This window comes from Fuerstiella marisgermanici (genome assembly GCF_001983935.1).
Lineage (GTDB): Bacteria > Planctomycetota > Planctomycetia > Planctomycetales > Planctomycetaceae > Fuerstiella > Fuerstiella marisgermanici.
Window position 1 is genome coordinate 8,781,603 of the sequence record NZ_CP017641.1, and the last position, 14,736, is coordinate 8,796,338.

Consider the following 14,736-nt stretch of genomic DNA (forward strand, 5'->3'; position numbering starts at 1 on the left):
GGAAATAGCTTTCGTAGTTCAAAACGCCTGTGCCGCGGCCACAAGTCAGCGAGATTCGCTGGCGCTTAAAGCAGGTGGCTTAGGCTTTCGATCCCGATCTGCTCACGGTTAACCAGAGGTTCGGCGTAGCCTTTGCCGATTGTCCAGCCCCAGTAACGAGCTCGATCACGGATGTCGTCAATTACCGTGGGGTGTTCCGTACTGCGGCCTTGAATGAGCTGACTGTTGTACGCCTTCACCGCGGCCATTTTCGTTTCGATGTGTGGCGTCACATCCAGAACGATTGAAGCGGCTGGGTGTATGCGAAGGTGAATGCTGAAATAGTGCAGCAGCATTGGAGGCCAGAAGGGATCTCCCTGCATGTCCGACCGGCTTAGCTTGGACCAGAATCGCGCATCGTCACACAAGCTGCTCGCGGCTGTGTGATCGGGGTGAGCGTCCTGCCAATACGGAGCCAGAATGATTTGCGGTCGAGTCGCTCGAAAGACTTCGGCCAACCGCCCGCGCGCTTCCAGCGTCGGTTGCAGGCTGCGATTGGGCAGGTTCAGATTCTGCCGCCATGTCAGGTCCAGTACTCTGGTGGCTTCGGCAGTTTCTGCGCGACGGAGTTCCGGAGTTCCGTGCGGCGTGGGTTCGCCGCTGGTAAGTTCGACGACGCCGACCCGCATTCCCTGAGCTCGTGAAGCGGCAATGATCCCTCCCACGCTGATTTCTGCGTCATCCGGGTGAGGTGCGACGACCAGCAGGTCGAGTGGTTCCATGCGAAAATTCCTCTGGGCGCGTTGGCCGGTTTCTGACACGATCTCCGGCTCTCTCTTAACGCTCTCACTCAATTGTGGCTTGATCCGTCGTGCTGGCGGCTTTTAGTCTGGAACGCGAGTTTCCCATGAAACACCGCTCTTGGTTGCTCATGTTGGCAGTTTTATTGACAACGTCAACTGGCTGCGCTCTGGTAGATTCCGGCAAGGGCGCGATGCGGCAAATGACCAGCATGTTCCGCCCGAATCCGCACGATGAGCCATTCACTTCGACTGCGGAAGAAGATGAATGGGGCTTTGTCGGGGACGAGGGACGAGCCGGCCAGGAACGCGTGCGCGATCCCGATCGCTGGTGGCAGAATCTTGTGATGTCGGAAGAGGCCAAAAACATTGAGCGCAATCTGGGCATCGATTAGCCGCGTGCATGGCCCGCAGATCGGTATTTACACAGATTTGCGAATCGGCTAAATCTGGCATTTCCTGCCGGACGTGTTGTGGATTCGGCAGGAGTCTCCTCCTGAAGTCCTCTCCGAATCTCACTGCGTTGGATTTTGAAAATTCGACTGCCGTCTACGGTGGAACGCGTTTTCTGAAACCTCCTGCCGTCCGCATCTTTCGCAGCTTGTCCTGCCGAGGGAGCCAGCACTCATGCCCCGATCACTCGTGAATTGTTGCCAACCGCTTAAAGCATCGTTCTTGCTTGGATTAACTGTCGTCACATGCGGCTGTTTTCACCCGGGAATGTACCAGTCGGCACCGTACGGCCAGCCGATGTACGCGCCACCTCAAAACCTGAATCCTGGTTATGGTGCGCCGGCCTACGGTGCGCCCGGATCGCTGCAGATTCCGGAATCCAGCGCGCCGCCCTATGTGCCGAACGGTGGCGGCAGTACCTACGATACTGACCCGGAGGATCCGTTCCGAAAGTCTGACGACAGCAAATTTTATTCTCCCGATGATCGCGTCGATCCGGAAGACCGCGTGCCGTACCCGGAAGACCGCAATATCGACGACGACCTGATACGTCCGACAACGCAGCTGATTCCCACAGACGATGGAGGCATGAACACAGCCGCTCGTCCGGTCGGTTATACGGTTGAAAGCGACGTTGCCGTTGAGCCGGAGTTTGGGTTCGACGGTGCGGACTACAAATGGCTGCAGGGAGTCCTGCACTACGATCCGACAACACGCACGTTTCTGGTGGAATACAGTCTCGTGGCGAATGACCGCTTTGGTGGCGTGCTGCCTCTACGAGTCGACCCAGCTGTGGTTAAGGCACAGGGGTTGAGGGACCGTCATCCGGTCGAAGTTCGCGGGCATCTCGAGCAGTCCGAGGGCGGCGATGCGATCTACCACGTCGAAGAAATTCGCCGCATCGCGACTCGCATCGCAGGTTAGCAACCCGCCAGCAGCGAAGGTTGGCACCCTCACAATTTCGGCTCGTCATTGCTAAGCTGCGTGACATGCCGAACTCTGCCGAAACTCAACAGTCCGTTCAACAGCCAGCGGAGCAGTCGCCTGTGCCGCAGTCCAGCGTGCCGGAATTCTGGTTCGTCGCGACCTGTCTTGTGGTCCCCGTTTTATGGGGCGTGATTGTGCATCGAGTTTTTCGGCGGCTGCAGAGCCGACCGAAGCCTGCAGACAACGATTCTGTCTGGCCTGACTTCCAGATTTAGAGCGCCGCATCACGCTGGTGGCAGCCTTTCACATAAAGCTACGACTACGAACGAATCACTTTAGGAAAACGGCGTCGTCTGCGGAGCGATGGCCGATGATCAGCCGTTTGGGCCTGGCACGTCGTGCAATAAAAAGAGCCCGGCTTCTTAAGAAGCCGGGCTTTTCGCGTATTCGATGCGGAGTAACGTGTGGCAGCGTTTTAGGCGATTTCGAAATCTTCGTCCGCCGTGACACCAGCCCCGTCGCTATCGCCTGCAATGCTGTTGTCGACGAACAGATTGCCGACGCTGCCTGGTCCGTGGTCATAGCAGTCATCGTTGTGCCACAGAGGCAGTCCAGCAGCATAACGTGCCGCCAGCATCATGACTTTTTCTTCTGAACCGGGCTTTGCGGCTGTAGGGGATCCTGGATCAACGCCAAGAGATTTCAGTTCTTCTTCAAAACCTGCGTCGAGGTCACTCAGAAATTCGTAACCCTCGATTTGCGAGAGTGATTCCAGGCCTCCATCCAACTCAGCTAAGAACGACGACATTCAGTGGGCTCCAAGGTGTTAGCAATTAAAAATTGTTGCTGAACTTTCGCCATTCCCTTGGCTCCATTGTGATAAATTCCGGCGGCTGAAGATTTCAGAAATGTGCATTCGTGTGATTTGACGGTGATCGTTGAATCGCACTTCGCACCCGCTTTAACTGCGTAAATCCTTTACGCCCTGATTCTTGAGGCGATGCGGCAAATTGTCAACAAAAAAGCAGAAACTGAAATAACGATTCCACGGGAAGTTTCGTTACCGTCGCAAGTCTGGCAATGTCGCTGTCACAAACTTTCCAGCAAAGTCCCAGCGACGCGCGGAATTGCTCAGTCTGGTCTTGACACGTGATACCGCTTCAGTTTTCGGTCCAGTGTAGAACGCTCAATGCCCAGAATCTGGGCTGCCCGCGACTTGTTCCAGTCTGTGTAATCCAGCGTCGCCAGAATGTGACCTCGCTCGACATCAGCCAGCGATTCTTCCTGGAACTCACGGCTGGGCCTGCCGTCTGTGGCCGCCGCAGGAGACAACCGTGCGGACAGTGTCGACAGTTGAATGTCGGCCGCCCGAACGACCTCATTACGACACAGGATCACAGTTCTTTCAATCGTATTCTGTAATTCACGTACGTTTCCTGGCCATTGGTAGTCGTTCAACACCTGCAGGGCTTCGTCTGTGAATCCCGTAATCATTCGGCCTGTTTTGTCGACGAATTTCTTCAGGAAGAAGTTGGCCAGCACAGGGATATCCTGAGTACGTTCTCGCAACGGCAGCGCGACCAGTTCGGCCACATGCAGACGGAAGTAGAGATCTTTGCGGAAGTCACCATCTTCTACAGCTTCCTCAAGGTTACGGTTGGTCGCGGCTACGATGCGGACGTCGACTTCCACCGGTTTGTGACCACCCACGCGTTCGAACGGGTGGCCTTCCAAGACACGCAGGAATTTAGCCTGGATAGCGGAGCTCATTTCTCCGATTTCGTCCAGGAACAGAGTCCCCTGGTCCGCCTGTTCGAAGCGACCGGTTTTTCTTTCCGTAGCCCCCGTGAACGCTCCCTTCTCGTGCCCGAATAACTCGCTCTCCAACAGGCTTTCGTTGAGTGCCGCGCAGTTCATGCAAATGAAGGGGCCATCCCGCCGTGGACTCTTTAGGTGAATGGTGCGAGCGATCAGTTCCTTGCCGCACCCGCTTTCACCGCGAATCAGAACGTTGGCATCTGTTTCCGCAATCAACTCAGTCCTGTCTTTCAGGTCTGCCATCGCGGCACTGTTGCCGATTAGTTGGACGTCGTCTCCCAGTTGCTGTCGCAGCGATTTGTTTTCGTTGCGAGCCTGGTTCAGGCCGGTCCTCAAAGAGTCGCGTTCATTCAAATGGTCAAGTGCCAGTGCAAATTGGCGAGCGACCGCGACGGTGTATTCCAAATCGTCCCGGTCCAACGGGTTGTCAGGATTCGTCGCGTACAGATGAATGAGTCCTCTTACGCGATCGTCACAGTGGATCGGCGCACAGATGACACTTTCCGCTCGCATTTCGCCAAGGCTGTCGAAGACCGCAAGCTGCCGGTCCTGACCGACGTCTCGAGCCAGCACCGCCTCTTTGCCGGATAGAACGACGCGAGACAAATTGTCGGACACGCGACGGTACGGCAAGTCTCGGCGGCTGTCATAGGCCATGACCAACAAGTCAGCCGGTGCCGGGTTGTCGGGGGCGTCTGGGCCCTTTAGCAGAACGGCAGAAATGTCAGCGACTGTTTCTGAAGCAATGTTTGACAGCACAACGTCGGTCAACTGTTGACGGGTTTGAGCGGCCCCCATTTCAAGCCCGAGGCGATATAGCCGAGCCAGTTCAGTGCGGCCGCTTGTCTGCGATGCTCCGTCGCCGCCGATTGCCAGAAATCCGGGTTCGGACGATCGATGCAGGATCGCTGGGTGTTCCGCCGCTTCGGACGCGGCGGGCGATGTTTCGCGATCCATTCCGGAAGCGGACACCGGCGGAGTCGGCGGTTGTGATTCGAGGTCGTTCGTAAAGGCTAAGCGACAATGTCCAATGGCGATGATGTCGCCCTTGTTCAGGTCGGCATCACCCTTGATTGTTCGTTCACCAATAATGGTTCCATTGCGGCTGTCGAGGTCACGTAGTTTCCACTGCCCGGCCGAATAAAACACTTCGCAATGGTTTCGGCTGCAGGAATCGTCGTGCAGAACCAGCTTATTTGTTGTTGATCGACCAATGGTGACAACCTGGTCATACCGCAGGCGAACGACGTCGCGCCACGACGAACCGTCCCATGTCAACAGGAAGGCCTGTTTGGTTTTCGGTGTCGAACCATCTTCTTCTGAGAACTCGTCGTGAGCCGCGGCGGTCATTGGCTGGGTATCTTTTCGGAAAACAACATTCCGTGTCGTGGTGACGGACAATGAGACTGGTGCATTCTACGGCGCAACTGTTTCGCAACAAAGCGGTGGCACAGGAATTGCATTCCTCGAAGGCGGTCTGTGGCAGCGAAAGAAAAAAACGAATCAGCCGGGCTGCTTTTGTTAGTGTTTCGCGGCATTTTTGAGTATACCTTACCCTTAATGCTAACTGAATCGCCCCACAGGATGTATCAGTTTTGTTGCAGTTCACGCACGCCTATGTTGCGTTTTGCAATGGGTCGGAGGTGGGTGTCACTATGAGTTCAAGTGTTCAAGATATGTCGAATGAATTGCGAGGCGTTCAAGGAGCGTGGCAGGGTGGGCCTTGTCCGAATTGTGGCGAAGATGTGCCTGCAAACGTGGTACACTGCGTGAACGTCAAATGCCGTATGTTGCTGAATTCAGAATTGACTGAAGACAGTATTGAGATCCCGGAATTTATTCCGCTGCCGGAAATTCAGGAAATGAAGAACGCTCGAGCTAGAGGGCACTATATTCGTTGCGGTGGCTGCAGCGAAGAATTGCGCATCAACGCCAAGTACGCTGGTGCCACAGTGCAGTGCCGCCACTGCGATCATACGTTCGAATACACGCCTGTTGTCGAACGGATTGCCATGTACATGAACTGCCCGCACTGCTCAGAGGAAATCCGAGCCAGCATGAAATACGCCGGGCAGAAAGTAGCCTGCCGATTCTGCAAGGGAGCGCTGCAGCTGGAAGGTTAGAACTGATTCAGGAAACGCACGTCGTTTTCGTAAAACCTTCGAATGTCGTCGACTTCATAGTTCTTCATACAGAAGCGTTCGATCCCCAGCCCAAACGCGAAACCGCTGACCTTGTCCGGGTCATAGCCGACTGCTTTGAACACGTTTGGATCGACCATCCCCGCACCGCCGATTTCCATCCACGAATCGCCCCACTTCATGTCGACTTCCACCGATGGTTCGGTAAACGGGAAGAACGACGGCCGAAAGCGAATCTCCACGTCCGGCCCAAGAAACGATCGGGCGAACAGACTGAGAACAGTTTTCAGCTGAGCCATCGTGACGTCCGTATCCACCATCAGGCCTTCCATCTGGTGGAACATGCACGAATGAGTCGCGTCCATGGTGTCCGGTCGATAAACGCGGCCCAGCGACACGATGCGAACCGGCGGCTTCACCTGTTCCATCGTTCGGATCTGCACCGTTGATGTCTGGCTGCGAAGAAGAATCGGACCTCCCGCGGTTGCCTTCGCTGTCGCCACGTAGAAGTTGTCCAGTGGGTCACGAGCGGGGTGGTCGTTGGGGATGTTCAACGCGTCGAAGTTGTGTCGTTCATCTTCAATCTCCGGCCCTTCAACAACCGTAAAGCCGAACCGCCCCATGATCTCGCGGAACTGAGTGATCGTCTTCGTAATCGGATGCAGATTACCGATCGTCGGTGGATGGCCGGGCAAAGTGGGGTCGAAGTCGCTGACCGCATCGCTGCTGCTGGCCGTTGACAGTTCCTGCTGGCGAGCCTCCAGCAGCGCGGTTACTTCCGTCCGAACCTCATTAAACTTCTTGCCGACCAGCGGTTTTTCTTCTTTGGGCGCTTTGCCGACCAATGCTTGCAGGTTTCGCAGCTTGCCCTTTTTCTGGCCCAAAAATTCAATCCGCGCCTGTTCCAGATCTGCTTCTGACGCAGCGTTCAACATGGCCGCTTTGGCGTCGTCGAAGTAATCGTTGAAGGCTTTCAGAATGTCCAATTCCACACTCCATGTTTTGATGCGCGTTGCGGCTGATTAAGCCCGAATGCGTGGCAATCTTAGCGGATTTCGCAGCAGGCAGAACCAAACCTGCCGCCGCGCATGAAAAAGCGAGGAACCTTGTCCAGGTTCCTCGCTTTGCTGTTTCGACAACGAAGTGCTTAAGCAGCTGCTTTGGCCGCTTTCACTTGTTCTACAACTTCGTCAAACACCTGAGGATACAGAACTGCCAGGTCGCTGAGCGTCTTGCGGTTCAGTTCCAGGTTTGCGACCTTTAGGCCGTTGATGAATTGTGAGTAGGAGATGCCTCGTTCGCGGCACGCAGCCGTCAGGCGAGTGATCCACAACTGGCGGAACATACGCTTACGAACCCGCCGGTCACGGTAGGCGTACACTCGGCTACGAATGACGGTTTCTTTGACAGTTCGCAACAGCTTGCTGCGACCCCCAAAGTTACCTTTAGCTTCCTTAAACAGTCGCTTCTTCGAACGACGTCGGGCTTTTCCGTATCTGACACGCATGGCTTCAGTCTTCCGACCAAATAGTTCGGCGAAAACCGGCTGTGGCTTCCGCGTTGGATTTTAAAAATGTACTGCTACAGCGACGGCCGCAGAGCTTCAATAATGTTCTTTGCGTCTTTGCCGTCCACAATTCCACTATTGCGTAGTCGTCGCTTTTGTTTGGCGGACTTGCCGCTTAAGAGATGTCCACGAAAAGCGCTGCGATGCTTCGCTTTTCCTGACGCCGTGATTTTGAACCGACGCTTCATCCCTTTATGAGTTTTTTGCTTAGGCATTTCACCGCTAACCACAACAGGAACTGAACAAATGTATATTTACTGACCATTGGCGAGCCGGGGAGTATAGCGACGCCGTGTTTTGAATGTCCAGCTTTGTGTGCAGGAACCCCAAAATTGGCACGGGTTTAGGCCACTTTTCCACTAGTCACTGGTCAGCACCAGCTTTTCATCGGCAGTTACAGTCGATGCCGCCATGCTGGGAGTCATATTGAACAATACTCGGCCACCTGTGCCCCAGCGTTTGTCCTGAAAGTGAAATACGGCAGAAGCGTCGCGGATCATAGAAACCGCGTCGACATCCTCCATCCCTCCACCCTCAATCGCTTCGAAGGACAGATTTACGCCGCGAAACAGCGTGAGAACTCCGGTGGATCGGTTCTCCACAAGAGCGAACGTGTCCAGCCAGTCGCATTTTGCCCACCTTAGACCGCGTGGTTTGCCAGACGCGGTCGCGATCGCCAGGCAGTGGTCCTGCAGATCCTGCCGGTTCCGTTCGAAACTTTGCATCGTTCGTTCCGGGCTGCGCCCCATGCCCGACACTGCATCAAAGATCTTACGTAAAATTGCCACTCGTTTTGCGCTTTGCTGGCTGAGGGAATGCTGTGAAGTACGACTGGCTGAGCGGGCGACGAATTCAGAACTACGTTTCAACCGAGCCTGCCCAGACTGCCGAATCAGGATAACTGATACGACTCGAAAACTCTTCCACCCTGAAGACATCCGATGAAGAACAACCAGGGAATCCGACTTGCTGCTGTTGCTGTGACTGCCATGGTCTTGCCGCTGAACGCGGCGGAACCGAATTCAACCGCCACGCATTCAGCACCATTGGTCGATGTGGCTCTGGCACCGGGCGGCGAATTAGTCGGAGTCATTCTGGGCAGTGACGGATTGCCAATCGCGAATGCATTTGTGCAGGTGCTCCACCAGCGGTCCATTGTAGCGAACGTCAAGACGGATGCTCAGGGTCGTTGCCGAATTCAGGGACTTCGAAGCGGCGTCCATGTGGTCAGAACGAGCCAGTCGCAGCAAACCTGCCGGTTCTGGACGGCCGAGGCGGCGCCTCCTCGGGCGAAACGAGGGATCGTTCTGGCGGGCAGTAATTCGGTGATTCGCGGCCAATGCGGCTGCAGTCAGTGCTGTCCTTCCGAATGCACCATCGCTATTCCGTGCGGAGAGGTTGCGTATGGCGAATCGACGTGTGGCGAAGGTTGCGACGAAGCCAGCGGATTTGGTGGAGGCGGATTATTGGCCAATACAAGTCGCAGCACCCTGGTTGGCATCGGGCTTTTTGCCGGAGCAGCAGTGGCTGTTGGCACATCAGTGTCAGACCGAAACTCCGCGTTGCGATCACCGCCGACACCCGCGAGTCCCTAATCTTGCTCGCACGTCTGCGAAATCCGATCCGGCCCAGTGCCAACGCTTCATGTTTTGCTTGGCGTACGCCTCGCGAAACCTCGGGGCTTCCTTCGCTTCGCTTCGTCCAACCCCGGCCACACTTGCCAATTCCGGCCGCACTTGAAGGAACCGTACTCCTGTTTTGGGTGGTGAGTTATTTAGTCCTGCGCCAGATCTGGTTTCAATCAGGGGGTGACCAGAGCAGACTCCCCGGTACAAATCTTAAAACCGGCTGAACCAGACTGATTATTACAACCCGTGTAAACCGATAGAACGGAATAATCGGCATACTCGATACTCAGAGACAGGCTCGCGCCGCGGCTTTCCTTTGCCTCAGGAAAGCCTTTCTGGTCACCCGGCGGTTGGAAACCGGTGATCAGGGAACTCTGGTTCGAACAGATGTGTGTCGATTGGGGGGAGGCGTTTGGGAGCCTGCTTTTTCGTGAAGGATCACCCTGGTGAGACGTCATGGCTTTCTTGCGATTGCCGCTGCTAGTATTGCAGCGTGCTGTGCCTGGTTGTTTAGCCACAACCACCAACTGGATGCTTCTGAAGAGCAGCCCGGATCATTTCGCGAAGCCTTCGGTTCGCGCGAAAGTCACCCGGAGCCCGTCGAAGACAGCAGTGGTATTCGGCTGAACTATTTCGAAGCTCCCTGGGAACGCGTGCTAAACAGCGTTGCCGAACAGGCGGAGTTAACGCTCGTGATGGATAAAGTTCCTCACGGCCGTTATGCGCGCCGGGATCGGACGAAGTATCAAACCGAATCTGTGATTCGAATTCTTAACAAAGAACTCGAAGCGCAGGGATTTCGGCTGATCCATCAGGGCAACTTTCTGATCGTGCTCAAGCTCGATCAGGCTCGCACACGCTACGCTCGGCCCGTGTTGAACGAATGGCAGGGCGACAGCGCAGGCAATCCGCAAACCGCTGCCGAAAGCTTTCGACAGGGGCGTTCGCCATTTCATCAGACCGGTGCTCGGTCTGAAGAAAACGGTCCGCGAGTCGCATGGGCTTCTCAGCAAGCCGCCGCCAAGCCTGGTTCAGGTCAGCAAACCGGAGCCGACGGCGTGCCTCAACCACGCGGTCAGCAATTCGGTACGAAAGTCACGCCTGCTCAACAGGATGCACCGGCCGAACCCCAAGTGGACGAAGGTCCGCCCATTCTAAAAACGATCACCGTTAAAAATGCGAAAGCAGCTGATGTTGCTCGGTCCATCTATCTTGTCTTTGAATCGCGAGCCGAACTGATCCGCGAAGGATTGCATGGGCTGCCCACGTTTGTGGTGCATGCGTCTGAAGACGAAGAAGAAGGCACTCCGCCGCTGTTCCGTATTGGCATCGATCAGCCCAACAGCGAACTCGTGCTGGAAGCGACTAAGAACCGCGTCACGCACCTCGCAAAGCTTGTCGCCGAAATGGACAAGCCGAAGCAGGACGATGCGGAATCGTTGAAGCTGGTTCAAAGCAAGGGCGTTTCGAACGTCACCGCCAAAGAACTGAACGAGCAGATTCACCGTATGGTGGCGATGCGAGCTCAGCAGGGTAATCAGCCGCCAGCCGGTCAGGGTGCTGGTGTTCAACCGTCGAGTGACGTGTCGACCAGCGAAGACGGTTCACTGAATCTTCGCGGCGAAGTTAACGTGCAGGCGATGCAGGACCTTGGCATCCTGATCCTGAAGGGTAACGAAGCTGATGTCGAAAAAGTTCAGAAGATCATTCAGCAGCTGGAAGAAATGAGTGTCGGTTCACTGCCCAGCATTCATTTGTTGTCGCTGCAATACGTCAATTCTGAAGCGATGGCTGAACTGCTGACGACGGTTTACGAACAACTTTCTGAACTGCGTCAACGAGGCAGCAACGATGATCGCAAGGCAGCCGCCTTCATCCCGATCGTGCAGCCTAACTCCATTCTGATTCTGGCACCGGCGATTGAACGAGAGTCCATTCTGGAACTCGCCAATGAGCTCGATCGCCAGACCGACCCGAATGCGGAATTCCGCGTGTTCAGCCTGCGGAATGCCATTGCATCTCAGGTCGCCACCTCTGTTGAGGGGTTCTATGACGAACGCGAAGGTCTGGGCATTCGTGTTCGAGTTGTGGCCGACGTTCGAACCAACTCAGTGATCGTACAGGGGCGACAAAACGACCTCGACGAAGTGGCGAAGCTGATCGAAAAACTGGATGTCGACGAGCCCGGTGCTGTTCATCGGGTTGAGGTTGTTCAGCTTAAGAATGCGACCGCTGAAGAGCTTTCAGAAACGATTAACGCCGCCATTCAAGCCGTCACCAACCCGCCACAGCAAACTGGCGGAGCGGGCGGCGGGTTTGGAGCAGGCAACACGGGAGCTCAGGAACTGCGTGACGGCAAGTCGGTCGCGTTGGAGTTCCTGGCCGCCAACAATGGTGGACGTGACCTGCTGCGATCGGGCATTCTGGCCGACGTTCGAATCAACCCGGACATTCGGTCGAACACGCTGATCGTGTCGGCACCGGAAGCCAGCATGCCTCTGTTGATTGCTTTGATCAGTTCACTCGATCAGGAACCAACTGCGGTCGCTGAAATCAAAGTGTTCGCTCTGGAGAACGCAGACGCCACTCAGTCTGTCGAACTTCTGACGGCGATGCTGGAGAATCAGAACCAGGAAGACCAGGTCGGAGTTCAGATTGCGGGCACCGAAGGTTCTTCCAGCAGTCTAATCCCTGTGCAGTTTGTCGCCGATGTTCGCACGAACACTGTGTTGGCAGTTGGCGGAGCGGAAGCACTGGGCGTGGTCGAAGCAATTCTGCTGAGACTGGATACGACCGAATCGCGACAACGACGCACGACAGTCATTCAACTTCAGAACATACAGGCCAGTAACGTTTCTCTGGCGATCGAGAACTACCTGACTCAGCAACAAACATTGCGTGACAGTTCGGAAGGACTGGTCAGCAATATTGAACGACTTCGCCAGGAAGTCATTGTCGCTCCGGATGACGACACGAACTCCCTGATTGTTGAGGCGTCGCCGGAGTATTTCGATCAGATTGTGGAAATCATCACTCAACTGGATTCGAAGCGACCGCAGGTCTACATCCAGGCGTTGATGGTGGAAGTGCAACTGGACAACACCGACGAATTCGGTGTGGAACTGGGCTTCCAGGATCCGCTGCTGTTTAGTCGAAGCATTCTTCAATCTGCTGAAAGTCTGGTAACGACGAACAACATTACTCAGGCGGCAAACGGTCAGCAGATTCAGGAAACGATCATTCAGTCTCGCAACCCGACACCGGGCTTTAACTTTAACAATACCAACAATGCTCTTGGCAACAACAGCGGGACGGGAACTAATCCGGGCAGTGTCGCCACGCAGGGCATCAGCAACTTTTCGCTGGGCCGACAAAATGGCGACCTTGGGTTCGGTGGCTTTGTGTTTTCCGCTCAGTCAGACGCTGTCAGTGTGCTGGTGCGAGCGTTGGCCGCACGACGGACGGTGCACGTTCTGAGTCGGCCTCAGATCCTGGCGACGCATAACAATACCGCTAGTATTGAAGTCGGACAGGAAGTGCCGGTGGTTGATGGCGTCACGACAAACGTGACATCGATCTCGCCGAATATTACGCAAAGAAATGTCGGGATCATTTTGGAAGTCACTCCGAGGATTAACACCGACGGTACAATCAGCATGGATGTCTATGCCGAAAAAAGTGCGTTGGCTCCTGGTGGCGTTCCTGTCTTCACGGACACGACAACCGGCAATGTGATCGAGTCTGTGATTATCGATTCAGCGATCGCTGACACCGTTGTATCTGTTCCCAACGGACAGACGATCGTGATCGGCGGTATGATTACCAAGAGTGACGAAACGCTGGAACGCAAGGTGCCGTGGCTGGGTGACCTGCCGCTGATTGGTAGTGCCTTTCGCTACGATGGCACAAACACGGCTCGCACTGAGTTGCTGATCTTCCTGACGCCACGAGTTATCTATGGCGATGCTGATTCCGAACTGGTGAAGCAGGTGGAAGCCGAACGAATGCACTTCATCGAATCGGAAGCCGAAGAAATCCACGGACCACTGTACAGCGTGCCGGGCAACAATCATGAGTATTTGATTCCGGATTCCATCCAGCACATGGGCCAGCCGATTCCACAACAGATGGGTGTTCCGATGCAGCACCAAATGAACGCACCTATCCAGGCGGAACCCGTCATGGAAGTGCCACCCGAAAGCGTCGCAGTTCCGCCACAGACGAAGGCTCAGTTGCCTCAGATTCAGTCGGGCACTTCACCGCAGCGAACTCAGTTGCCGCCGACTACGTCAATGCAGGAGGCGAGTCAGAAGCAGATTCAGCAAACCAGCAGCGTAGGGACAAACGATCAGGCACCTTCAACAGTGATTCAGGCAGGATCGGACGCCACCGACAGTGGTGATTCGGCAGGTGGCGAAATCAAAAAGACGTCGTGGGTGAAAAGAATGTTAAGGCGCGAAAAGTAGGTGACTCCCGCCGGGCACGTTGACCAATCGTTTAACCCGCAGCCGAAGGCGCAGGCGTCTTTGGGAGCGGCATCCATGAAACGTCAACTTGCCGTACAGCATCCCATCCCCGCGACGCCTGCGCCTTCGGCTGCGGGTTAAACGATCTTAATGCCTGCTCGTACTTCTGCGACGGAAACTCATACCATGAAAACTTCGTTATCACTGTCTGCCCTTGTGCTTGTGGTTTCTGTGAGTGGGTGTGCGTCGTCGTCGCTGTTGAAGACGTCAACCAGCATGCTCGCGGCACCGGTGAATGCCGTCACCAATGTCTGGCGTGACAAACCGGTCGCAAAGATTCTTTGCCTGTGGGAAGCCGCCGAAGGGCAAGGCTTAGACGAACGCCCCAGTCGCGGTTTCGCGGGCCAGATCATGTTCTTCACGTACGGAGACGCTTCGCCGATCAAGGTGAATGGCAAAGTTCGGATCTTTGAATACGCTGATTTCGATGCCGATGAAGTCGATCCCACTCCTGTGCACAAGTTTACCTTCGACGCCGGAGCGTGGAGTGCTCATCACACGGTGAGTACGGTTGGGCATACGTACAACGTCTTTCTGCCGTACGTTGTCAAAACGAGCGGTCCTGCTACATGTGGGTTGCGAGTCGAAATCGAAACCGAAGACGGCCGCATTGTGACTTCGCCTTATACTGAGGTAAAACTGTCAACTCGGACATCCCAAAAAGCGGCATCAGGGTTGACTCGCAACGTCATAAAGAACTCCTCAACCAAACCTGTTTCGCAATCCAATTCTCAAGATTCGCAGCCGCCAACACGAAAACTGGAAAGCATGAGCATCCAGCTTCCGAAGAGCGGCAACTAGAGCAATTTACGTTTTGTTGTGGCCGGTTCAGGCTCGTGGGAACCGGCCCACGTAGGACAGTAACCGATTTCCGCGGCCACAAGTCAGCGTGAAACG

Annotated in this window: 14 protein-coding genes; 7 read left to right on the plus strand and 7 right to left on the minus strand. The window is 55.2% G+C overall.

The annotated features are described in order from the left end of the window. Window positions 1–65 precede the first annotated feature (65 nt). On the minus strand, window positions 66–761 hold the full coding sequence (gene bshB1, locus Fuma_RS33270; protein ID WP_077027914.1) for a bacillithiol biosynthesis deacetylase BshB1: 696 nt from the start codon (window positions 759–761) through the stop codon (window positions 66–68). A gap of 125 nt (window positions 762–886) precedes the next feature. Between bshB1 and Fuma_RS33275 the strand changes: the two genes are divergently transcribed. The 3 genes from Fuma_RS33275 (at window position 887) to Fuma_RS33285 (ending at window position 2,434) form a co-directional block, all read left to right on the plus strand. Next, window positions 887–1,174 carry a hypothetical protein gene (locus Fuma_RS33275; protein WP_145944513.1) on the plus strand — a complete coding sequence of 96 codons (288 nt, stop codon included), beginning with the start codon at window positions 887–889 and terminating at the stop codon, window positions 1,172–1,174. A gap of 232 nt (window positions 1,175–1,406) precedes the next feature. Next, a complete protein-coding gene (locus Fuma_RS33280) occupies window positions 1,407–2,156 on the plus strand; it encodes a hypothetical protein (protein WP_145944514.1) in 750 nt (249 codons plus the stop codon). 65 nt (window positions 2,157–2,221) lie between these two features. Beyond that, on the plus strand, window positions 2,222–2,434 hold the full coding sequence (locus tag Fuma_RS33285) for a hypothetical protein (protein ID WP_077027917.1): 213 nt from the start codon (window positions 2,222–2,224) through the stop codon (window positions 2,432–2,434). A gap of 200 nt (window positions 2,435–2,634) precedes the next feature. On the opposite strand, the gene Fuma_RS33290 is transcribed toward Fuma_RS33285, so the two are convergent. Next, on the minus strand, window positions 2,635–2,967 hold the full coding sequence (locus Fuma_RS33290) for a hypothetical protein (RefSeq protein WP_077027918.1): 333 nt from the start codon (window positions 2,965–2,967) through the stop codon (window positions 2,635–2,637). A 323-nt stretch (window positions 2,968–3,290) separates the two neighbouring features. Then, complete coding sequence (locus Fuma_RS33295; protein ID WP_083732498.1) at window positions 3,291–5,327, minus strand: sigma 54-interacting transcriptional regulator; 2,037 nt, start codon at window positions 5,325–5,327, stop codon at window positions 3,291–3,293. A 305-nt stretch (window positions 5,328–5,632) separates the two neighbouring features. On the opposite strand from Fuma_RS33295, the gene Fuma_RS33300 reads away from it, so the two are divergent. Next, complete coding sequence (locus Fuma_RS33300; RefSeq protein ID WP_218922347.1) at window positions 5,633–6,100, plus strand: hypothetical protein; 468 nt, start codon at window positions 5,633–5,635, stop codon at window positions 6,098–6,100. Here Fuma_RS33300 and pheS read toward each other — a convergent pair. The 4 genes from pheS to Fuma_RS33320 form a co-directional block, all read right to left on the minus strand. Then, on the minus strand, window positions 6,097–7,110 hold the full coding sequence (pheS, locus tag Fuma_RS33305; protein ID WP_414655186.1) for a phenylalanine--tRNA ligase subunit alpha: 1,014 nt from the start codon (window positions 7,108–7,110) through the stop codon (window positions 6,097–6,099). The genes Fuma_RS33300 and pheS overlap by 4 nt on opposite strands. A gap of 155 nt (window positions 7,111–7,265) precedes the next feature. Then, window positions 7,266–7,625, minus strand: coding sequence for a 50S ribosomal protein L20 (gene rplT, locus Fuma_RS33310; protein ID WP_077027920.1), 360 nt, complete (start codon window positions 7,623–7,625; stop codon window positions 7,266–7,268). A gap of 74 nt (window positions 7,626–7,699) precedes the next feature. Then, window positions 7,700–7,900, minus strand: a complete 201-nt coding sequence (gene rpmI / locus Fuma_RS33315; RefSeq protein ID WP_077027921.1) for a 50S ribosomal protein L35 — start codon at window positions 7,898–7,900, stop codon at window positions 7,700–7,702. 144 nt (window positions 7,901–8,044) lie between these two features. Beyond that, window positions 8,045–8,473 carry a hypothetical protein gene (locus tag Fuma_RS33320; protein ID WP_145944516.1) on the minus strand — a complete coding sequence of 143 codons (429 nt, stop codon included), beginning with the start codon at window positions 8,471–8,473 and terminating at the stop codon, window positions 8,045–8,047. A 153-nt stretch (window positions 8,474–8,626) separates the two neighbouring features. On the opposite strand from Fuma_RS33320, the gene Fuma_RS33325 reads away from it, so the two are divergent. From Fuma_RS33325 to Fuma_RS33335, 3 genes are all read left to right on the plus strand, one after another. Next, window positions 8,627–9,280 (plus strand): carboxypeptidase-like regulatory domain-containing protein, encoded by a 654-nt coding sequence (locus tag Fuma_RS33325; protein WP_077027923.1) that lies wholly within the window; start codon window positions 8,627–8,629, stop codon window positions 9,278–9,280. Between the two features lie 479 nt (window positions 9,281–9,759). Continuing rightward, on the plus strand, window positions 9,760–13,779 hold the full coding sequence (locus Fuma_RS33330) for a secretin N-terminal domain-containing protein (RefSeq protein WP_145944517.1): 4,020 nt from the start codon (window positions 9,760–9,762) through the stop codon (window positions 13,777–13,779). 186 nt (window positions 13,780–13,965) lie between these two features. Further along, a complete protein-coding gene (locus Fuma_RS33335; RefSeq protein ID WP_077027925.1) occupies window positions 13,966–14,640 on the plus strand; it encodes a hypothetical protein in 675 nt (224 codons plus the stop codon). The last annotated feature ends 96 nt before the right edge of the window (window positions 14,641–14,736 follow it).